Below are 21877 nucleotides of genomic sequence, written 5' to 3' on the forward strand. Positions count from 1 at the left end.
TGCGCAGGGTGCGGCTTCGAACAGCTTTTCCCCAACGCTTTTCATGACGATTTATGGTGACCTGACAGCCGCATTGTTTGTCCTGCCTCAAACCCTGCACGTAAATCCCTGCTGATTTTCAGCGTACTCGGGAGATTGTTCTACATTTATTAGGCTGTTATCGCGATATTTACAGGAGCAATGAGCAATGTCTAAAGAGAAAGATAAAAAGAACTTAGCCACAACGCCCCTCATAAAGGCCCTGAAACTGCCAAACCGGGGCTGGGGTCTTTGGCGCCAGGCGACGGGTCACATACCCCGTCTTCGCATCCGACCTCACCAGGCAAAGAACCTACCGCACCGGGCAGTCTTAAATCACCTGCTATTCATAACGCGAAATTAGACCAGCTCGAACAGAACCGTAAAAATGGTGAAAATGCTGCGCTGACCACCAATCAGGGTACGCGTATTGCCAATGATCAAAATTCGCTTCGTGCCGGTACACGTGGACCGACGCTGCTTGAAGATTTCATCATGCGTGAAAAGATTACGCATTTTGACCATGAGCGTATTCCGGAGCGTATTGTTCATGCGCGTGGCTCAGCTGCGCATGGTTACTTTCAGCCATACCGTTCACTTCAGGATCTGACAAAAGCCGATTTTCTCAGCGATCCTGAGAAAACTACGCCGGTGTTTGTCAGGTTTTCGACCGTACAGGGCGGGGCTGGCTCAGCGGACACCGTGCGTGATATTCGCGGTTTCGCTACCAAATTCTATACCGATGAAGGCGTGTTCGATTTAGTGGGTAACAACACGCCAGTGTTCTTTATCCAGGACGCGCATAAATTTCCTGATTTTGTCCATGCGGTTAAACCGGAACCGCATAACGAAATTCCACAGGGACAGAGTGCGCACGACACCTTCTGGGACTATGTTTCACTGCAACCGGAAACGCTGCATAACGTCATCTGGGCGATGTCAGATCGGGGTATTCCCCGTAGCTATCGCACCATGGAAGGCTTTGGCATTCATACATTCCGCCTGATCAATGCCGAGGGTAAGGCGACCTTTGTACGCTTTCACTGGAAACCGGTGGCAGGTAAAGCATCGCTGCTTTGGGATGAGTCACAGAAGCTAACGGGACGCGATCCCGACTTCCATCGCCGTGACCTGTGGGAAGCGATCGAAGCGGGTGACTATCCGGAGTATGAACTTGGTCTGCAACTGATCCCGGAAGAAGATGAATTCAAATTTGATTTCGATATCCTTGATGCCACCAAACTGATCCCCGAAGAGTTAGTTCCCGTTCAGTTAGTGGGAAAAATGGTGCTTAACCGTAATCCGGATAACTTTTTTGCTGAAACAGAGCAGGTGGCATTCCATCCTGGTCATATTGTTCCCGGCCTCGATTTCACCAACGATCCCTTGTTACAGGGCCGTCTCTTTTCCTATACCGATACGCAAATCAGCCGTCTTGGTGGGCCAAACTTCCACGAAATCCCCATTAACCGTCCCGTTTGCCCGTACCATAATTTCCAGCGTCAGGGCATGCACCGGATGGAAATTGATACCAATCCTGCTAACTACGAGCCGAATTCCATTAATGACAACTGGCCGCGTGAAACTCCACCCGCAGCCAAAGGTGGCGGTTTCGAGAGCTATCAGGAGCGGATTGAGGGGCATAAAGTGCGTGAGCGCAGCCCGTCATTTGGCGAATATTATTCACATCCGCGTCTGTTCTGGCAGAGCCAGACCCCCGTCGAGCAACAGCATATTATCGGTGCTTTCTCATTCGAGCTGAGTAAAGTGGCCCGTGCTTATATTCGTGAACGGGTGGTCGATCATCTGTTAAATATTGATGTCTCACTCGCGCAGGGCGTAGCGGACAATCTCGGCATTGGCTTGTCTGATGAAAAACTGCAAACGGCACCGGCAAAAGAGGTAAATGGTTTGAGCAAAGATCCCAGCCTCAGCCTGTATGCCGTTAACAGCGGCCAGATAAAAGGCCGTCAGGTTGCGTTGCTGTTAAGTGACGGCGTTAAATCCGCAGATGTGCTGGTGATCCTGCAAGGATTGCGAGCGCAGGGCGTTCACGCAAAATTGCTGGCTGCCCATATGGGGCAAGTGCGTGCCGATGATGGTTCTGTTTTACCTGTTGATGCCACGTTCAGCGGTTTGCCATCGCTTACTTTCGATGCGGTAATTGTCCCCGACGGCAATATTGATGCCCTGTTGTTAAGCGGAGATGCCCGCTACTTCCTGCTTGAAGCCTATAAGCACCTTAAAGTTATTGGCCTCAGCGGGGATGCGCGCCGCTTTAAAGCGCAGTTCGGCTTAGAGGATGATGAAGCAGAAGAAGGGCTGATTGAGGACAGCAAAGCCGAAGGTACCTTTATGGATGACTTCCTGGCTGCGATGGCGTTACACCGCGTCTGGTCACGCAGCCAAAAGGCCCTCTCTGTACCAGCGTAATGCGCTTGCACGTCCTTAAACCGGAAGGTACAAACAGCCAGGTTGAAATCCCTGGCTGTTTTTTATTTATACGATTTTACTATCACCCTAAGCACCGCGCGTGCCAGAACGCGCATTCCTCCTCGTGATCAGGTTTAACCTGCTACCTGTCAGCTAAAGGTTAGTTATAGGCGACAGGGGTAAAGCAATAACTTTTCATGCTGCATTAAAACGCTATGAAAAGATTTTAATCTGCCTGCGATTATCACAAAAACCTATCACTCCTTGCTAAATAAAACCACATATCCCACATTGACAACAAAAATCGGTCTTGCGCCTTCTCTGCGCTAACGTCAATATCATTTCAAGATGACTTAGCGAGAGCAGAGCAGAAAAAATGGGTAACAGCGAAAATACACCGGGGCTAATGCCTGATTTGGTGACTGCGGCAAGATTAATTAAGCAGCAAAAACTCACCAGTGTGGCGCTGGTAACGCGGTGTCTTCGTTCCATTGAAAGCCACAATCCCACACTTAATGCCTTTGGTGATGTTTATGCTGACGCGGCGCTTTGTGAAGCTGAAGCCTGCGATCGTGAAACTGCGCAGGGAATTTCACGCGGTCCACTGCATGGTGTTCCTTTTGGTATTAAGGATCTGTTTTCAACCGCAGGTCTGCGCACCACAAAAGGTTCGCTCAGCTCGGTTGATGTTATTCCCGACAGCGATGCGCCGGTGATAACGCGGTTAAAAGCGGCAGGCGGGATTATTTTAGGCAAAACGGCAACCACGGAGTTTGGCTGGACCGGCTCAAGTTTTTCGCGTCTTTTCGGTCACGGACGCAATCCCTGGAACCCCACCTTAACCAGTGGCGGCTCCAGCTCTGGCTCGGCTATTAGCGTTGCCGCACGCATGGTACCCGCCGCGCTGGGGTCAGATGGTGGCGGCTCGGTGCGTATTCCCGGCGCTTTCTGTGGCATTTTCGCTTTAAAAGGTTCTCTTGGCCGCATTCCAACCTGGCCCTGGTCCGCAACTGAAATGCTGAGTCATGCCGGTCCGATGACACGCACTGTACGGGACAGCGCACTGCTGTTCGATATTCTTTCGGGACCCGATGCACGCGATCATCAGGCGCTCCCTGACAAAGGCGAATCTTATCTGGCCCGCTGCAACCAACCGCTCAAACCGCTACGTGTACATTTTAGCCCGACCCTGTTTGATACACCGGTTTCACCAGCCATCGCCTCGCGAGTGAAACAGGCAGTAAATCTGCTCGCGCACGCCTTACCGGTAGAAATTCGCACCGAGACGCTGACGTGGCAAAGCCCGTTTGAAACGTTCAATACGTTATGGACCGGTGGACGTGGTATTGCCTATGGTGCGGCGCTGGCTAATCAGCTTGATCAACTGGATCCCGGTTTTGCTGACCTGATTACTCGTTCGGCTAACATCAGTCTGGCCGATTATCTTGCTGCCCAGAAACAGCGAGCTGCTTTTGCTAATCAGGTGCATGCGCTGTTTGACGATGTTGATCTGTTAATTACTCCCACTTTACCGATCTTACCTTTCGCGGCAGACCGACATACCCCCGTTGATCAACCGGAAGGAGAGAGTGGTGTTGAGTGGGCGCGCTGGACACCCTTTACCTGGCCCTTCAATCTCAGCGGCAATCCCGCTGCCACCTTACCCTGTGGTTTCACTCCCGAGGGTTTACCGGTGGGATTACAGGTGGTTGGACGCCGTTATGCCGAGGGTGATGTGCTGCAATTCTGCGCTGCGCTGGAAGCATTAATGCCCTGGGATCAGCATCTGCCGCCAGTCCTTACGTAGGCATGGTTATACTGCGGTGTTTACAGCAGATAGTGAGAGAAAAAGATGATTAATCAGCCGCGTCTGGATGAAATCAAACGGGTAATCAGCAGCGACAAACGCGTTCGCGTTAGCGGATTAGCACAGCGTTTTGTGGTGTCTGAAGAGACCATCCGCCGCGATTTAAAATATCTGGAAGAGCAGGGCGTGCTGCGCCGCGTACATGGCGGTGCCATCTTACCGGTCCCCAGTGAAGAGCAGCCACTGCAAATTCGCAGCCGTATTAAACCACGCGCAAAAGGACGTATCGCTCAACTTGCCAGTACGTTAATTGAAGAGGGCATGGCGTTGTTTCTGGATACCGGCACCTCAACGCTGGCGCTGGCCCATCAGTTGACGCAGTTTTCACGATTAAAAGTGATCACCAATTCACTTGATATTGCCAACCTGCTGACGCAGCAGAGTGACAACGCCGTGACATTAACGCCTGGTCGGGTACGGCGAAACGATAACGCCTTGACTGGCCCGCACACGCTGGCATTTGCTCAACAGTTTCATTACGACATTGCCTTTATGGGGATTGGGGCAATCGATCTGCAAAACGGTTTTATGGATTACGAAGAGCCTGAAGCGTTATTGCGCCGGGTGCTGAGCTTACACTGCCGCCAGAGCGTCATTCTGGCCGATGAAGGAAAATTTGGTCTGCGAACGTTTGTAAACACCTTGCCGTTTACTGCCGTTGATGTGTTGATCACAAACGTGCTGCCAGCGGAAAATTTTATAACAAGTCTGGAGAAAGCCCATGTCAATATCCTCCATCCCGGTGCTGCCGCGGATGATGCCAGGCGATTATCAGGCCTTTGATGCGTTGTTTGCGCAAAGCAGTGCCATCGGGGCAACTGCGGGTGGCGGACTGCATCGTCTGACAGCCAGCGCCGAAGATGGCGCGATGCGCGATGCGTTTTGTCACTGGCTGCGTGAGCGAGGCTTTACGGTTCATGTTGATGAAATCGGCAATATTTTTGGCTTACTGACGCTTCGTCCCGGAGCGCCCTGGCTGCTGTGTGGTTCCCATCTTGACAGCCAGCCTGATGGCGGTCGTTTTGATGGTGCATTTGGCGTGACTGCCGGTGCTGTTACGCTTGCCAGCCTGGCGCGACAGATGAAACAGCGGCCTGATGAGGCACAGCTTAATCTTGCCGTGGTCAACTGGACCAATGAAGAGGGCGCGCGCTTTCAACCCAGCCTGACTGGCAGCGCAGTATTTACCGGTGCCATGAGGCTGGAAGCCGCGCTGGCCTGCCAGGATGCCGAAGGGATAACGCTTGGTGATGCACTGAGCAGCATTGGATACCGGGGTAAACCGCTGCCGGAACTGCCGCTGGCGGCCTATGTAGAAATCCATGTTGAGCAGGGTCCGCATCTGGAACAGCAGCGGACGCAGCTCGGGGTAGTAACAGAAACCTGGGCGGCAATTAAATGGCAGGTGACTTTTCGCGGTGAGCAAAATCATACCGGTCCGTCATTAATGGCGAGTCGCCGTGATGCTTTGCTGGCGGCGGCTAAAACCATTATTGCTGTGCGCGAAGAGGCAGATAAACAGGGGCTGGCGCTGCATACCTCAGTAGGGCGCCTGGAAACTGCGCCAAATTCGCCCAATGTCGTCACGCGAGAAGCCACACTCTTTATTGAATTTCGCTCCGCAGATGAAGTGCTGTTACAGGCCACCGGGGAACGCTTTGCTCAGGTACTTCAGGCTATTGCGCAGTCAACGTCTACCGATGTCAGCTTAACGCATTCTCAGTTCAGACCGCGTCAGAAAATGGATCCTTCACTGGCACAACGCGCTCTGGCACAGGCGGCGCAACGGGGCATAAGCGCCATGCCGATGCGCACGGTAGCCGGACATGATGCCATCAGCCTGAGCTATCGCTGCCCAAGTTGCTTGCTGTTTGTGCCAAGCCATCGGGGAATATCGCATAACGAGCAAGAATTCACCGCCTCAGACGACTTATACCGGGGATGGATTTATTGATGGCGCTGCTGGCCGATCTCTGTGTGCAACCACCGGCTCCGGCGGGAGGGGTGTCATGATAGATCGCTTACAGCAGGTACTCAGCGCGTGGCAACCCACAACCGCGTGGTCAACAGAGTCCGGCACACCGGGTGTGGCATCGCCACATCGCGTCGCGACTGAATGGGCGGGATTTAAGGTTAAAAGCGCCACACAGAACCTGTATGCCAAAGTGCTTTACGATGATCAAAGGGCATTGATTGACGTTGCGCGTAGCGTAGCCGCCGGACGTGCAGCTGCGGAGCAAGGCTTGTCGCCGCAACTGGTGCACGCGGACATTGAGCAGGGCGTAGTGATTTATGTCGCGCTGGATCACAGCTGGCGCTGGGCAACGCTAGACCAGCTGATGCAGCCGCAACACTTTAGTCGGTTAACGCAGATGCTTGATCGCCTGCATACCGTTACGTTGCCTTTGCAAACGCGGCAGGATGATATGCAGCTGCTGCGTCAGCGTTGTCAGAAAGCGGGCGTCACGTTACCGGACGAAATGGTTTGGCTGGCCGAATGTGTTGATCTGGCATGGGCAGCGTTAACGGCACAAACCAACTCCCCGGTACTCATCCATGGCGATCCTATCGCCAGCAACTGGCTGGTCAGCGATCGCGGTGAATGGCAATTGCTGGACTTTGATTATGCCTCACAGGGTGATCCCTGGTTCGATGTTGCGGTATTGCTGAATGAGCGCATGCCATTCGACGATCAGTGGCGTGAAGCAATAACGGCCTGGCGGGGCGAGTGCAGCGAGGTTGATTATGCACGCTGTCGTTTATATGCGCTGATCGATGACTATTACTGGACGCTGTGGGGATATTACAACAGTCATACCAGCCCACGGGGACTGGAGTTTGCAAAGGTCGGTCAGTGGACGCTGTTGCGCTGTCGCCAAAGCGCCCGCGATCCACGTCTTGAACGATGGTTAGCCCTTGTGGCGGGGAGTGCAGCATGAGTAAGCGTCCGGGAGAGGCTGTGACCTGGCAGGAGCAGCGGCTGGAGCAAGCCATTGCGGCCATGCCTGAATGGCAGGCGTGCGATATTGTGTATCGCCCAGTGAGCGGGGAATTTCAAATGCCAACTGGCATGTGGAAGTCGCGGGCTCATCAGTCAGCTACTTTGTCAAAATCCCTGGTGAAGGCACTGAGCGTTTCATCAATCGGGATACGGCACATGAAGCCAGTCTCAAAGCAGCGGCAACAGGCTATGGTGCTCAGGTTGTGGCTTATCTACGCGAGCTGGGTGTGGAAATATTTGAATTTATGGAGGGCTGGCGTGCTTCTTCTAATCAGGATTTTCAACAACGTGAAATACGTTATTGCGCATTAAAAGCGTTGAAGAGCTTTAACGATCAGCCATTACTTACCCAAACCAAGACGGTGTTCGATATGCTTGATGAGCACAGGGAACAGGTCAACGCTCTTGGCGCACCGTTATCGGCTGATGCAGGTTGGTTACATAAACAGAGCGCGCGTGCGCGTAATGCGTTACAGGCGAGTGGTCTGGATTTGGTTCCCTGCATGAATGATACGCTGGCTGGCAATTTCATGTTGAATCAACATCAAGATATTCGTTTAGTGGATTTCGAATATGCATCGAATAACGATCGCTGTTATGAACTGGCGCTCTGGTTTGGTGAAATGTTTTTTACGCCAGAAATTGAACGCGAATTATTAGAAGACTATTTTGGCAAAGTCGATAACGCCTGTTTTGCCCGCATACAAATTTATAAATATCTTGCCGATATGAAGTGGTCAACCTGGGCAATCATACAACATAAGTTGGCGGATATCGCATTCGATTTTTCCAAATATGGTGCATGGAAAGCCATGCGGGCGCGTAGCGTGCTTAATCATCCTGACTGGGAAAATTGGTTACGCGCGGTTTAATGACCCGTCTGGGAATTTAATTTTTATTTAAATAAAACGGTTATCGGTATCCACATTGTGACTGGGGAGTCATTGTTGCATGTCGTTTATACCCGTTCATTACAGGGAAGGGGTGAGTTTCAGCAGGTAAGGGAGTGCGAACCTACTATCAACTCTGTCTGGAGGTGGCCATGAGCTCTATGATTATGGCGCACAATATGCGCGCAAGAATCAGTTTAAAAAATAAAGTTTTTGCCCTTTATCTGTCAGTATTACTCTTTTTTGCTCTTTTTCCGCCGCTTTATTTAAGCGTCAGCGGTAGTACACATTTAATTATGGGCGTGCCATTACCTATTATTTACTGGTTATCAATTGCCGTTTTTCTTGGCATTGGTCTTTGGGTGATGTATCTCGCCGAGTGTGCATTTGGGGAAATACCCGAAGATGAGGAACAGTCATGAATATCTCTGCTGCTGAACCACACTATTTTATTACCTTCGGCATGATCGGCTTATTTTTAGCGGTTATGATTGCTGTTTTATATGCTACCAACCGTAAGAGCACCTCATTTACCGATTATGCTGTAGGGGGGCGATCTTATGGTCCCTGGTATATCGCGATGAGTTATACCAACTCCTGGTGGCCGGGTGCGACGTTCACCGCTTTCTTTGCCTTATCGGTAAGCGGTGTGATTGGATTTTACGGGGCTGTTTATTCTACCCTCGGCGTGACGGCTATGTATTTAATGGCCCGTCGTGCCTGGAAATGGGGACAGCATTTCAACCTGACTACTCAACCTGATTTGTTGGGGATGCGCTTCAACAGCCCGGCCGTGAAGCGCGTGGCCTCTGTTATTGGCATCATCTGTGTATTTCCGTGGGTAGTTATGGGAATCCAGGCATTAGCACTGCTGGTAGAGTTTGCCAGCTTTGGTCGCTGGAGCGTGACGACCTGTTTGATGGCGGGCGTTCTGTTGATTCTGATACGCCAGTACTGGACGGTCAGCATGGGAATGCGCGGCTTAATCATGACCGATATGTATCAGGGCATCATCGCTTATGGGCTGGGCGCGCTGGTATGCATCATTTTACTGTTTACCGGCGATCATGGTTACAGCCAGCTTTCAGGCTTACCGCCAGCGATGTTGCAGGTTCCGGGCGCCGAAGGCAGCCATTATGGCAACTGGTATATGTTCAGCCTGATTTTCACCGGTGTGGTGGGATCAATGTGCTGGCCGATGAGCTTTCAGCGTATTTACACGGCAAGCGGTATTCGCTCGGTGAAGAAAGGCACGCTACTGACAATCTTGCTGGTGGGCGGTTTCTACGCCATTTTGATGCTGTTCGCGACGGCGGTAAGTCAGGATCCTGGCGTACAGGCGAATCCGCAGAACGGTTTCTTTACCGCGCTGTTCGATCAAGGTGGGCCGTGGCTGTTGGCGCTTGCATTAGTGATTGTGTTGGCAGCCAGTATTGGGCATGTCGATGGCTGTGTTCAGGTATGTGGTACACAATTCGCGAACGATCTTGCCACCTGGAGCAAACCACGCAGCGATCGCCAACTGACACTGCTGGCGAAGTCCGGCATGGCAGTGTTTATCATTGCTGCCGCGCTGCTGGCCTATCTGACCTTTGACTACGCACGTTTGCAGTTGCTGGCACAAATTTCCTATCAGGGCATTATTCAACTGGCCGTCCCGCTGTTCTTCGGCATTTTCAGTCGATTCGGCAATAAACAGGGCGCACTGACGGGCATGCTGACCGGTATTGTGATTGCTATCGTGCTTACGGTCTTTTATCCGGATGATATTCCGGCGCTGGGTTCGCTTACCAGCGGCATAGTGGGACTGGCAGGAAACGTACTGGTCTTCATCGTCTGTGGCGTCATGATTAAGGTCGATGCAGCGGAAAAAGCGCGGGTAGAGGCGTTATTTGCGCTAGCTGAGCGTCCGGCGCAGCCTGCAGGAAAACCCGTATTAAATTAATCTCTGCGATCTGTTTAAGTCTCCCCGAATAACGGGGAGGCTTCACTTAGCTCAGCGTATAAGAAACAGACAGCGCCCCTTTCTTTAATTTTACTGCGGTTATTTCTACGGTTCCGGTTTCTTCGGTTGACGCAACGTGTGTGCCGCCGCATGCATAAGGCGGCAAATCGCCCCAGGTTACCTTTCGCGTTTCGCCTTCCATATACTGGTGACGTAAAAGTTTGCTGTTTACCAGGCGATTCACTTGTGCATTAAAGTCTGTGACGGTGAGCGGCGTGCCGTTATCCGCTGCGTCAAAAACCACACGTCCTTCACCGGGGCGATGATTGGCTTTAATCGCTTTCCATCCTGCCTGCTCACCAACATAGCCAATAAGATGCCCGGCAGAGTGCATGCGCGTATTCGTCTGCCGGTTTTCCGCTTCCACAGCAATTGCGGCCATGCCTCTGTTTACAGGACGATCGGTTATATGAACAATGCCGCTTTCATCCTGAAAAACGTTGAGAACCTGTGCATCACCGATGGTGCCAATATCCGCAGGCTGTCCGCCGCCTTGTGGGTGAAACAGGGTCGCCTCCAGTAAGACATGGTAACGGCCCTCTTCAATGGGTTCACAGGCTATAACCGCGGTATTCATTTTTAAATCATCACTGTCCAGATAACGCCTGAGGGTCATTGTCACACCTGAAAAGAATCTGCGGAACGCGATTAACGCGCGGATCTCCCACTGCGCGAGGTCTACGCAGTGGGAACGTACTGAACTTATTTATCTTTACCGAATCCCTGCTTCAGCAGCGCAGAGAGTACATCCGGGAAGTAAATCTTTTCATAATAGCCGCTGACGCTTTCGCTCCAGCTTTCACCATCAGTGCGACCGATATTTTGCCAGTGCGTCACCATCTCGTGATTGTAACCGGCAATTTTCTCTTCCAGACCCGCAGTCTGATACGTCTCTTCGTGACGGAAGGTGCTCATTGGCAGGCGCGGTTTTTGGTGCGCCGGTTCGTCCACATAACCGATAGCGATACCCACGACCGGGAAGGTATATTCCGGCAGGTTAAGCAGGTTAATCATGGCTTCAGAATCACGTCGAATGCCGCCAATTGGCACGATGCCCAGGCCTTCCGCGCGAGCTGCTGCCATGACCGCGCCGAGGGCAATACCGACGTCGGTTGAGCCAGAAACAATACTTTCGATGCTCTGCTGGGCGATCTGTTCTTTATCGATAGCCGACATCGCCAGACGCGATTTATGCATATCCAGCACAAAGGTAATAAACAGCGGCGCTTTTGCTATCCAGGGTTGTCCACCGGCAATAGCAGCGATCTGTGCCCGCGTTTCAGCATGGCGTGTTACGACCACCGAAACCTGTTGTGAATTAACAGAAGTGGGCGCGCGGTAGGCTGAGGTAATAATGCGATCGATGACCGCTTCATCAATTGGCTGCGCGGTAAAACTACGTTCACTTTTATGCGCTGTAAGCACATCAAAAACAGGGTTCATTTTGCCTCCAGTTATAAACGCTGGAGACTATACGACACTGTAATTCAGGCGTTTAACATCACATGCCGTCACGAGAAAATAGCGCCATGACAATCGTAATAATCCATTACGCACGTTTTTTCTTTTCAGGCCAGTTGACGGCGGGTAAACCATTAAGCTGAGGCCGGGCAAATAAAAATCCCTGAAAATAGCGTATACCTGCGGCTTCAAGCCATAACCACTCTTCAATTTTCTCGACACCTTCAGCGATGACAGAAATCTCCAGCAGTGAGCAACATTTAATCATTGCCTGAACGATAGCCTGCTTCGGCCCGCTCTTATGAACATCACAGATTATATTGCGATCTATTTTAATTTTTTCAGGCTGGAACTGTGCCAGTAATGAAAGCCCGGCAAACCCTGCACCAAAATCGTCTATGGCAAGTCCAATGCCAGCTGAACGCAACTGATTAATGGCAATCTCAAATTCATCAAAACGGGATATCACTTCATCTTCGGTAACTTCTACCACCACCTGTTCCGGCACAAGCCCATGAAATTTAATCTCTTCAAGTAAAAAATCAACGGCTCCTTTGTTCATGACCAGCGACATAGGAAGCAAATTAACCGAAAGGGTCTGATTAACCAGACCAATATGCTTAGCAAGTGCGAAAGCGGTGCGCTTTGATTCAACATCCGCCTGGTAGAGTTGATCTTTGCTTAATGAAGCGAAGTAGGTGGCCGGAGAGCCACCTTCTGCGCTACGGATCAGTGCTTCAAATGAGATAATCTCTCGGTTGGCGACATCAACAATGGGTTGCAATGCAAACTGACACGCCTGATCTTTCTGCATAAAGCGCGATTTTTGAGGCGCAACAGCGGGCTGTTGAATTAAATCCCAGCGGCTTGATGAACCTGTATTAATAAAAGCCTCTTTATTATTACCGGCGACAAAGGTGCGGATAAATTTCAGCACCCGGTCATCATAGGTCAAAGCATATTGCGATGTCCCCTTGGCCAGCACAGCCTGCAAAACTGACGCTTTGTCGTAGCATCTGAGATCAAACAGCTCCATCCCTGCATTACCGAACCGGCGTGAAGGGGCGTAATCGCGTAAAAGTTCGACAAGGTTATAATGTCGGGTATCCTTACTGATACGGTCATAAACCGCATTTACGCTTTCAACAGATCCTTCTAATACTTGAAAAAAATGTTCGCCATCGAACAGTAAAATGCCGGTGACGTTAATCTTTTCATTATTAACTTTTGCACGGGCAACGACTTGCTCAAGCACGTCTAATGCAACCTCTACAGACAGACGGCTACGGTAAATCAGGGTCGACAGCATAGGGGGTCTCGGATTCTCTACCTTTACCTGGCATAGATTAGCAGAAGCGATTACAGGTTTGTCTGGTTATGCTTTCAATTTGTGCTGTAATTGTCAGATTTTCGCCAATAAACAGGAATCATGATGCTGAGCTATCTCTTTATCGGTGCAAATGATGTTGATCTTTCTGGCCGTTTTTATGAAGCCGTCTTGCTGCCGCTCGGTTATATAAAGGAGAACGATGACGGCAGGCTGGTTTTCTCGCTTCCTGACATCCCGGACAGAGTGAATGGGCCGGGTGCTGTTTTTATTGCGCGACCCTGGGATGGCAACGAGGCTGTGCCCGCAAATGGCATGATGCCGGGGTTTCGGGTGAAAAGCCGTCGACTCGTGGATGAAGCTTATCGGGCAGGTTTATGCGCTGGTGGTACAGACGAAGGCGCTCCCGGCGTGCGAGAGCGATACAGTTGTCATTTCTACGTGGCTTATCTGCGCGATCCGGCGGGAAACAAGCTTGCGCTGTTTTGTAATGCTGAATAACAGCGCAAGTGATGACTTTTACTGCGTGGTTCGGGTGGGACGTACCACGATCTCATTGACATCCACATCATCCGGTTGTGTTATGACATAGCGGATCGCACGGCCAATGGCATCGGGCTGTAACGCAATGGCACGGTAGCTTGCCATCGCGTCCGCAGCCGTTTTATCAGTAATGGTATTGGCGAGTTCACTTTCTACCACGCCAGGATGTACGCAGGTTACGCGCAACTGGGTGTTTTCCTGACGTAATCCGTCTGAGATTGCCCGGACGGCAAACTTGGTGGCGCAATACACAGCAGCCCCAGGCGTGACGGCCAGCGCACCAATCGAAGCAATATTGATGATGTGGCCCGTTTCCCGCGCCAGCATTGTGGGCAACACCGCAGCAATACCATACAGCACGCCTTTGATGTTCACATCGATCATCTGATCCCACTCGTCCACTTTTAGCGATTTCAGCGGTGAAAGCGGCATAATGCCCGCGTTATTGATCATAACGTCGATGCGGCCCCATTTTTGTAATGCGTTATCGGCAAACTGCTGGACCGACTCGCGCCGGGTAACGTCGAGTGACTGAATTTCTACTTCTGCGCCATTAAAACGCAGCTCATCAGCCAGCGTTTGCAAACGTTCTACACGCCGTGCACCTAACAATAATCGGTTACCCGGCGTTGCCAGTTCCCGTGCGATGCCTGCGCCGATACCGCTCGACGCGCCGGTAATTAAAATCACTTTGTTATTCATAAATACGCTCCTGTTCAGATGTTCAAAACGATCTTAGGCGCGTTAGACTCTAAAGATAACCCACTCAATAATTAATGTACTGGTAACGGAAACTAACCAATGCAGCTGGATAAAAATGCGCTCGATGTGTTTGTCACGGTAGCCGAAACCCGTAATTTCCGCCTCGCGGCAGAAAAATTAGGTGTGACGCGGCCAGCGGTCAGCCAGGCGCTGCGCCGACTCGAAGAGAGGCTCAATATCGCCTTAATGCGCCGCACGACGCGCAGTATCAGCCTGACGGAAGCGGGTGAGCGGCTGTATGCAGAAGTGGCTCCAGCGATTGCTCAGCTTAATCGCGCTGTTGTGGATATTACTGAGCTGTCGGGAGAACCGCGCGGGCAACTGCGGCTGGCGGTTTCGTCAATTGCGGAGCGGATCATGAACGGTGAATTGCTGGCATCCTTTATCGGGCAGTTTCCCCACATTGAACTGGATATCACTATCACTGATGATGAGTTTGATATTGTGGCGCAAGGCTATGACGCAGGTGTGCGGCTGGGTGAGATCATCGCGCAGGATATGATTGCAGTGCCCGTGTCTTCACCCCAGCGGCAAATTGCTGTGGCTGCTCCCGCTTACCTGGCGCGCTATGGCACACCGCAGCATCCAAACGAACTAATCCATCATCGCTGTATCGGCTGGCGCAAAATGCCTGGGCTGTCACCCTATCGCTGGGAGTTCGCCGATCAGGGACGTGAGTTTGATGTGGCAGTCAACCCCCAGCTCACGACCAATGACATGAGAGTGATGATACGTACCGCCTGTGCAGGGGGAGGCATTACCTTTGGTATGGAAGAAACCTTCCGGCCTTATCTTGATCGTGGTGAACTTGTGTCTTTACTGGATAGCTGGTTACCGACCTTTGCGGGCTTTTACCTCTACTTTCCCAGCCGAAAGCAACTTGCGCCAAAGCTTCGGGCGTTGATTGATCATGTCCGGATGTGAAACGAAAGCGTCATTTTCTGACGCAGCGATAACCGCGGCGTCAGTGGCAGGGACTATTTTTGATATTGCTCGTCGCTGACTTTTTCCATCCAGTCTACCGGGCTGCCATTCAGCGATTCTGCAATGGCAATGTGCGTCATGGCGGTATCCGGGGTTGCGCCATGCCAGTGTTTAACCTCTTCCGGGATCCAGACGATGTCGCCCTGATTAATTACGCGGATTTCTTCGCCTTCACACTGAATCCAGCCCTGCCCGTGAATAACAATCAGGGTCTGGCCAAGCGGATGCGTATGCCATGCGGTGCGTGCGCCTGGCTCAAACGTCACCGTCGCCCCCCGACACGCGCAGGCCCGGTAGCCTGAAAAGGCGCATCAAGTCGTACCGTACCGGTAAAATACTCGTCCGGGCCTTTACGTGAAGGCTGAGAACCGTTGGTGATAATTTTCATTTTTTACTCCTGTTTGCGTGTAATGCGTTAAACCTTAGCAAACCTGTTTAATGATTATCAGCGTAATAAAGCAGAATAGTTCTATGAGTAGCGTTCATTAATAAAAGTCTGTTAACTCAGACAAACAGCACAGAGACTGACGCGCACGCTGACATCACGCAGAAGGATCGAATCAGGCGTATTCCGTCAAAAGGTGAAGTTATTTTAGAAAAAGACCGTTATAACAACGCTATTTTTAAAGACATGACGTTGGCGTGCAGCCTGCTGGCAGCCTGTAACGGTAGATATTAATGAGTGAAAAGATGCTAAAAGAGAATTTCAGCGATCTGATCTATTTGGTGATGGTGGCAAAGGAGCGGAGCTTTACTCGCGCAGCAGCAAAGCTGGGCGTTTCACAATCTGCGTTGAGCCATGCAATCAGAGCGTTAGAAGAGCGTTTAAAGACGCGATTGCTCACCCGCACCACGCGCAGTGTTGCGCCCACCGACGCGGGTGAACGTCTGATTGAAAACATCGCGCCCCTGTTTTCAGATATCGAGAAAGAACTCATTAACCTGTCGGAGAATACCGGCAAGACCTCCGGTAATATTCGTATTACAGCGGGCGAGCATGCACTCTCCTCAACGCTCTGGCCGCTGCTTAAACCCTTTTTGCAGGCCTGGCCTGAGGTCAATGTTGAGCTGTCGGTTGATAATACGCTGACAGACATTGTTAGCGGCCGGTTCGATGCTGGTGTCAGACTTGGTGAGCAGGTTGAAAAGGATATGGTTGCAGTGCGCATCGGCCCGGACTGGCGCATGACCGTGGTCGCAACGCCTGATTATTTCGCCCGTTATGGCGTGCCCGAAACGCCTTACGAGTTGCAAAACCACAACTGTATCAACATGCGTTTGCCGACGCGGGGCGGCGTTTATAGCTGGGAATTTAATAAGCAAGGCAAAGAAATTCGCGTCAAAGTAGAAGGACAACTCATTTTTAATCATCTTGCCTCGCGCATTGAAGCGGCGTTGTCTGGCATGGGCGTGGCTTATGTGCCGGAAGACTGCGTAACAGATCTGGTTGAGCAAGGCAGGTTAATGCAGGTACTGGTTGACTGGTGCGATCCGTTTGCGGGTTACTATCTCTATTATCCCAGCCGTAAACAACACACTGCCGCGTTCGCAAAACTGATCGAAGCGGTGAGATACAAAGGCTAAAAGAACATTGCAGTGGTCGGTTTTGCCTGTTCGGGTTACCTGCGTCATGACCTGATAACAGAACAGCGACGCGGCTCTCATTTGGTGTGAATGAAATGTGATCAACTCGTGAGAACCTTATTTTGTAATCGATTACTTTCCGATCGTGATGAATGTAATCGATTACTTTAACCCCGCGAGGTCCATTATGGTGTCCACAACGCAAGGTTCTCAAAGTACAGCGGTACAGCAGCGAATGCTTGTTCCGCGCCTGTCGCTCATGATGTTTATGCAGTTTTTTATCTGGGGAAGCTGGTCCGTTACGCTCGGGCTGGTAATGACGCAGCACAACATGTCTTTGCTGATTGGTGATGCGTTTTCAGCGGGACCTATCGCTTCGATCCTGTCCCCTTTTGTGCTGGGTATGCTGGTGGATCGCTTCTTCCCGTCACAAAAGGTCCTGGCAGTGATGCATCTGGCGGGTGCGGTTATCCTTTGGTTTGTACCGCAAGCCATGATTGCTGAAAACGGCACGCTATTGATTGCATTACTGTTTGGCTACACGTTGTGTTACATGCCAACGCTGGCATTAACTAACAATATCGCTTTTCACAGTCTGGCAAGCAGTGAAAAAAGTTTTCCGATAGTTCGGGTATTTGGCACCATCGGCTGGATCGTGGCGGGTATTTTTATTGGTGTCACCGGTGTGTCGGCCAGTGTGTCAATTTTCACTGTGGCGGCGATTTGTTCTGTTGCGCTGGCCATCTATAGCCTGACGCTACCCCATACGCCCGCACCGGCAAAAGAACTGCCCTTCAAAGTGCGCGACCTGTTTTGCGCCGACGCCTTTGCCCTGTTAAAAACGCGCCATTTCTTTGTCTTTTCACTCTGCGCCACGCTGATTTCCATTCCACTTGGCACTTATTACGCCTTTACCGCGTCATGGTTAGCGGATGCGGGGGTACAAAATGTCAGCACCATTATGTCCTTCGGACAGATGTCCGAGATCTTTTTCATGCTGGTGATCCCGCTGCTGTTTCGCCGCCTGGGTGTGAAATACATGCTGCTGATCGGCATGTTTGCCTGGTTCGTACGTTATGCACTGTTTGCTATGGGTATGAATGATGAAACACGCACCCTGATCTATCTCGGCATTTTGCTGCACGGTGTCTGTTATGACTTCTTCTTTGTGGTGGGTTTTATCTATACCGATCGCATCGCCGGAGAAAAGGTGAAAGGTCAGGCACAAAGTATGGTGGTGATGTTTACCTACGGCATTGGCATGCTGCTTGGTTCGCAAATTTCTGGCGCACTTTACAATAATCTGGTTGCTGGTCAGGTTTCAGCTCAAAGCTGGGCACTTTTTTGGTGGATCCCTGCTGTTGCAGCAGCGGTCATCGCTGTCGTTTTCTTCTTCTCTTTCAAATACCGAGACTGAGAAGTTTTACTAACGGGAGGGTAATGTGAAAACGTTAAAAGGACCGGGTATTTTTCTGTCGCAATTTATTGGTCAGCAGGCTCCCTTTCATTCGCTGGAAGGATTAGCGCAATGGGCGGCAGCTTTAGGATATAAAGCCCTGCAAATTCCTTGCAATCATCCGCACATTTTCGATGTGGAGCAGGCGGCAACAAGTCAGACCTATTGTGATGACATTGCCGGTTTGCTGTCACAGCATGGCCTGGTGATAAGCGAGCTTTCGACGCATCTGGAAGGGCAACTGATTGCGGTACATCCGGCGCATGATGTAGCTTTTGATGGTTTTGCGCCCGCTGAAGTGCGTGGCAATAATGTCCGCCGCAGCGAATGGGCAATCAATAAGGTCAGGCAGGCGGCTGCCGCGTCGGCAAACCTGGGACTACAAGCGCACGCCACGTTTTCAGGTTCGCTGGCCTGGCCCTATTTTTATCCGTGGCCGCCTCATAACGCACAACTGTTTAGCGAAGCTTTTGCTGAGCTGGGGCGCCGCTGGGGGCCGGTGCTGGATGAGTTTGATCGGCACGGGGTGGATGTATGCTACGAAATTCATCCAGGCGAAGATCTGCACGATGGCGTGACCTTCGAACGTTTTCTGGCACAGGTGAAAAATCATCCGCGCTGTAACATCCTGTTTGATCCCAGTCACTTACATTTACAGCACATCGATTATCTACAGTTCATTGATATCTATCACAGCCGCATAAAAGCGTTTCATGTCAAAGATGCCGAATACCTGCCTGACGGGCGCAGCGGCGTTTACGGGGGCTATCAGTCATGGATTGATCGGGCAGGGCGCTTTCGTTCACCTGGTGACGGGCAAATTGATTTCAAAGGCATTTTCAGCAAATTAACGCAATATGACTATGCGGGCTGGGCGGTACTGGAATGGGAGTGCTGCCTGAAAGACGGCGATACGGGCGCACGGGAAGGTGCAGAATTTATTCAGCGTCACATCATTCCGGTAGCCGATCGGGCCTTTGATGATTTTGCCGTGCAGGGCGATCAGCACGCCAGCATACGTGCACAGCTCGGTCTGGATAAAGGAGCCTGAGATGATTAACGTTGGTGTTATCGGGACCGGCTTTATTGGTCCGGCACATATTGAAGCACTGCGTCGCCTGGGGAATGTGGCGGTGGTCGCGATTTGTGATTCCTCACCACAGTCCGCACGCGCGCATGCGCAGCAATTATCGGTTCCCCACGCCTACAGTGATGTGGCGTCCTTTTTGCAGCATGAGGAGCTGGATGTCGTGCATAACTGTACCCCTAACCATCTACACGCTGAAATCAACCGCCAGGTTTTGCTGGCGGGTAAACATCTGTTCTCAGAAAAACCGCTGTGTATGACGATGGCGGAAGCGGATGAACTGGTGGCGCTGGCAGAGCGGACTGGCGTGGTGCACGGCGTCAGCTTTGTTTATCGCCAGTTCGCGATGGTGCAACAGGCGGCAAGCATGCTGCGGCAAGGTGAAGTGGGGCGCATCTTTTCTGTTCAGGGCAGCTACTTGCAAGACTGGATGCTGGAAGAGACGGATTACAACTGGCGCGTCGAGGCAAACAGGGGCGGGGCATCACGCGCAATGGCCGATATTGGCTCGCACTGGTGCGACACTATCCAGTTTGTTACCGGCAGAAAAATCGTGGAAGTGATGGCCGATCTCTCAATTGTCTGGCCAACACGTCGAGCCAGCGTTACCGGCTCATCGACTTTTAGCGCGGTGCAGGAAGGTGTGCGCTATGAAGATAAAGATGTCACCACTGAGGATATGGGTAGTGTGCTGTGCCGCTTTGACGATGGAAGCAAAGGCAGCTTCAGCGTATCGCAGGTTGCCGCCGGACGAAAAAACCGGCTGTTTTTTGAAATCAGCGGCAGCGCGGCATCAGTTGCCTGGGATCAGGAGACGCCGCAACAGCTGTGGGCAGGCTATCGTCGCCAGGCCAACGCTATCCTGTCGGACGATCCCATATTAATGAATGCTGACGTAGCAGATCGTGCCCGTTTTCCTGGCGGCCATATTGAAGGCTGGCCCGATGCATTCCGCAATATGATGCAGCAATTTTACATTGCGGTGGCTCAGGGAAAACCGCCTGAACGCGATAAGGCGAGCTTCGCGACCTTTTATGAAGGTGCTCAGGTCATGTCGATTGTTGAAGCGATGCTAAAAAGCCACCAACAGCAGTGCTGGGTCAGGGTATGATCGCTATGTTACGTGGGCTGAGCCGGGCTAACTTATTGCTTATCGGGATTTTATGATAGCCTGCATGCCATCAGTTTCATTGCGGGAAATGATGCTTCATGTCGATTCAAAAAATTGCCCAACTGGCGGGGGTCTCGGTAGCCACGGTTTCCCGGGTGCTCAATAACAGCGATACCGTGAAGGAAGCAAACCGTGCCAGGGTTTTGCAGGCTATTAAAGAAAGTAACTACCAACCTAATCTATTAGCGCGCCAGTTACGTACCGCACGTAGCTCAATGATTTTGGTGATGGTATCGGACATTTCCAATCCATTTTGTGCTGAAGTGGTAAAAGGCATAGAGGCGCAGGCTGAACGAAATGGCTACCGCATTTTACTGTGTAATTCTGGCTCTGATATTGAACGCTCACGCTCCAGCCTGCAATTGCTGGCAGGTAAAATTGTCGATGGCATTATCACCATGGATGCCTTCAGCAAACTGCCGGAATTAGCGCATCTGATTGGTGCGACGCCCTGGGTTCAGTGTGCGGAATATGCTGATGCAGGTGACATTTCCTGTGTTGGGATCAGTGACATTGAGGCTTCGCAACAGATGGTGCGCCACCTCATCGGCAATACCCGCAAGCGCATCGCGCTGATTAACCACGACCTCAGTTATAAATATGCCCAGCTGCGTTTACAGGGCTATCAGCACGAGCTGGAACGCCACCATTTGCACTGGCAAGCCATTGCCTATGCCAGCGAACTGAGTTTCAGCGCCGGTAAACGCGCGATGGAAACGCTACTGGCGGCAGAGCAACCCGATGCCGTGTTTGCGGTGTCAGATACGCTGGCTGCGGGCGCGATGTCGGCCATTGAACAGGCTGGCTTGCGCATACCGCAGGATATTGCTGTGGCGGGTTTTGATGGCACAGAATTAGCTGAGATGGTTTCACCGCCGTTAACCACCATTGCTCAACCTTCACGGGATATAGGGCGCAAAGCGTTTGAGCTACTTCTGCAAAAGATTGTTAACCCGCAATCTCCGGCAAAACGCGTGATGATGGACTGGCATCTGATTGTCCGCGAAAGCGCGTAACGAATTTATTGTCTGTTTCGGGCAATCTTACTGGCAAACGCTGTTTATTATTTTCCGGATGCCGGAAATGTGTTGGCTGACACGGTAATCGAACGGTGCGGATACTGACGGATGTTTCAGGCTGAAAAGCGCCCCATCTAAGGTGAATAAATTTTTAACTTACTGTTTAGTAATAATTAGCACTTTTTGCACAAAAATATTTTTAGCAAAAAACCAAAATCCTGTACAAGTTTTTTAAACATGTATAACTTCTGCTCAAAAGCTAAGATACA

The 21877-nt window shown here is 51.3% G+C and carries 18 protein-coding genes and 2 pseudogenes; 15 read left to right on the forward strand and 5 right to left on the reverse strand.

Features of this window, described 5'->3' with window-relative positions; all coding sequences use genetic code 11:
* Nucleotides 1–187: 187 nt before the first annotated feature.
* The 8 genes and pseudogenes from katE (at nucleotide 188) to O3W44_RS00665 (ending at nucleotide 10154) form a co-directional block, all read left to right on the forward strand.
* Nucleotides 188–2451, forward strand: a pseudogene (gene katE / locus O3W44_RS00630) (catalase HPII).
* 376 nt (nucleotides 2452–2827) lie between these two features.
* The gene (locus O3W44_RS00635) at nucleotides 2828–4258 is read left to right on the forward strand and encodes an amidase (protein ID WP_269291574.1); all 1431 of its coding nucleotides are present in this window, start codon (nucleotides 2828–2830) and stop codon (nucleotides 4256–4258) included.
* 45 nt (nucleotides 4259–4303) lie between these two features.
* Nucleotides 4304–5101, forward strand: coding sequence for a DeoR/GlpR family DNA-binding transcription regulator (locus O3W44_RS00640; protein ID WP_269291575.1), 798 nt, complete (start codon nucleotides 4304–4306; stop codon nucleotides 5099–5101).
* Nucleotides 5040–6272 carry a M20 family metallo-hydrolase gene (locus O3W44_RS00645; protein ID WP_269291576.1) on the forward strand — a complete coding sequence of 411 codons (1233 nt, stop codon included), beginning with the start codon at nucleotides 5040–5042 and terminating at the stop codon, nucleotides 6270–6272. Before O3W44_RS00640 ends, O3W44_RS00645 begins: the two co-directional genes overlap by 62 nt.
* Before the next feature lie 55 nt (nucleotides 6273–6327).
* Nucleotides 6328–7257 carry an aminoglycoside phosphotransferase family protein gene (locus tag O3W44_RS00650; RefSeq protein WP_269291577.1) on the forward strand — a complete coding sequence of 310 codons (930 nt, stop codon included), beginning with the start codon at nucleotides 6328–6330 and terminating at the stop codon, nucleotides 7255–7257.
* 70 nt (nucleotides 7258–7327) lie between these two features.
* Nucleotides 7328–8191: a choline kinase family protein gene (locus O3W44_RS00655; RefSeq protein ID WP_269291579.1), complete on the forward strand. Its 864-nt coding sequence runs from the start codon at nucleotides 7328–7330 to the stop codon at nucleotides 8189–8191.
* Nucleotides 8192–8361: 170 nt separating this feature from the next.
* The gene (locus O3W44_RS00660; RefSeq protein WP_269291580.1) at nucleotides 8362–8631 is read left to right on the forward strand and encodes a hypothetical protein; all 270 of its coding nucleotides are present in this window, start codon (nucleotides 8362–8364) and stop codon (nucleotides 8629–8631) included.
* Complete coding sequence (locus tag O3W44_RS00665; protein WP_269291581.1) at nucleotides 8628–10154, forward strand: sodium:solute symporter family protein; 1527 nt, start codon at nucleotides 8628–8630, stop codon at nucleotides 10152–10154. The genes O3W44_RS00660 and O3W44_RS00665 overlap by 4 nt, the downstream gene beginning before the upstream one ends.
* A 46-nt stretch (nucleotides 10155–10200) precedes the next feature.
* Here O3W44_RS00665 and O3W44_RS00670 read toward each other — a convergent pair whose 3' ends face one another.
* The 3 genes from O3W44_RS00670 to O3W44_RS00680 form a co-directional block, all read right to left on the reverse strand.
* A complete protein-coding gene (locus O3W44_RS00670) occupies nucleotides 10201–10830 on the reverse strand; it encodes an alanyl-tRNA editing protein (protein WP_269291582.1) in 630 nt (209 codons plus the stop codon).
* Nucleotides 10831–10916: 86 nt separating this feature from the next.
* Nucleotides 10917–11657 (reverse strand): nitroreductase family protein, encoded by a 741-nt coding sequence (locus O3W44_RS00675; RefSeq protein WP_269291583.1) that lies wholly within the window; start codon nucleotides 11655–11657, stop codon nucleotides 10917–10919.
* A gap of 106 nt (nucleotides 11658–11763) precedes the next feature.
* A complete protein-coding gene (locus tag O3W44_RS00680; RefSeq protein ID WP_269291585.1) occupies nucleotides 11764–12984 on the reverse strand; it encodes a diguanylate phosphodiesterase in 1221 nt (406 codons plus the stop codon).
* Nucleotides 12985–13104: 120 nt separating this feature from the next.
* On the opposite strand from O3W44_RS00680, the gene O3W44_RS00685 reads away from it, so the two are divergent.
* Complete coding sequence (locus O3W44_RS00685; RefSeq protein WP_269291586.1) at nucleotides 13105–13503, forward strand: VOC family protein; 399 nt, start codon at nucleotides 13105–13107, stop codon at nucleotides 13501–13503.
* Between the two features lie 18 nt (nucleotides 13504–13521).
* Here O3W44_RS00685 and O3W44_RS00690 read toward each other — a convergent pair whose 3' ends face one another.
* A complete protein-coding gene (locus O3W44_RS00690) occupies nucleotides 13522–14247 on the reverse strand; it encodes an SDR family oxidoreductase (protein WP_269291587.1) in 726 nt (241 codons plus the stop codon).
* A gap of 99 nt (nucleotides 14248–14346) precedes the next feature.
* Between O3W44_RS00690 and O3W44_RS00695 the strand changes: the two genes are divergently transcribed.
* On the forward strand, nucleotides 14347–15231 hold the full coding sequence (locus O3W44_RS00695) for a LysR family transcriptional regulator (RefSeq protein ID WP_269291589.1): 885 nt from the start codon (nucleotides 14347–14349) through the stop codon (nucleotides 15229–15231).
* A 53-nt stretch (nucleotides 15232–15284) separates the two neighbouring features.
* Here the strand turns inward: O3W44_RS00695 and O3W44_RS00700 are convergent.
* Nucleotides 15285–15679, reverse strand: a pseudogene (locus O3W44_RS00700) ((R)-mandelonitrile lyase).
* Between the two features lie 302 nt (nucleotides 15680–15981).
* Here O3W44_RS00700 and O3W44_RS00705 point away from each other — a divergent pair.
* The 5 genes from O3W44_RS00705 to O3W44_RS00725 all read left to right on the forward strand — a co-directional run bounded on the left by O3W44_RS00705 (nucleotide 15982) and on the right by O3W44_RS00725 (nucleotide 21605).
* A complete protein-coding gene (locus tag O3W44_RS00705) occupies nucleotides 15982–16875 on the forward strand; it encodes a LysR family transcriptional regulator (protein ID WP_269291726.1) in 894 nt (297 codons plus the stop codon).
* Between the two features lie 187 nt (nucleotides 16876–17062).
* Nucleotides 17063–18292: an MFS transporter gene (locus O3W44_RS00710; RefSeq protein ID WP_269291590.1), complete on the forward strand. Its 1230-nt coding sequence runs from the start codon at nucleotides 17063–17065 to the stop codon at nucleotides 18290–18292.
* A gap of 25 nt (nucleotides 18293–18317) precedes the next feature.
* On the forward strand, nucleotides 18318–19382 hold the full coding sequence (locus O3W44_RS00715; RefSeq protein WP_269291591.1) for a sugar phosphate isomerase/epimerase family protein: 1065 nt from the start codon (nucleotides 18318–18320) through the stop codon (nucleotides 19380–19382).
* Between the two features lies 1 nt (nucleotide 19383).
* A complete protein-coding gene (locus O3W44_RS00720) occupies nucleotides 19384–20529 on the forward strand; it encodes a Gfo/Idh/MocA family protein (protein ID WP_269291592.1) in 1146 nt (381 codons plus the stop codon).
* A 98-nt stretch (nucleotides 20530–20627) separates the two neighbouring features.
* Nucleotides 20628–21605 carry a LacI family DNA-binding transcriptional regulator gene (locus O3W44_RS00725; RefSeq protein WP_269291593.1) on the forward strand — a complete coding sequence of 326 codons (978 nt, stop codon included), beginning with the start codon at nucleotides 20628–20630 and terminating at the stop codon, nucleotides 21603–21605.
* Nucleotides 21606–21877 lie beyond the last annotated feature (272 nt).

The organism is Pantoea sp. LMR881 (assembly GCF_027157825.1).
In the GTDB taxonomy this organism is placed as follows: Bacteria; Pseudomonadota; Gammaproteobacteria; order Enterobacterales; family Enterobacteriaceae; genus Pantoea; species Pantoea haifensis.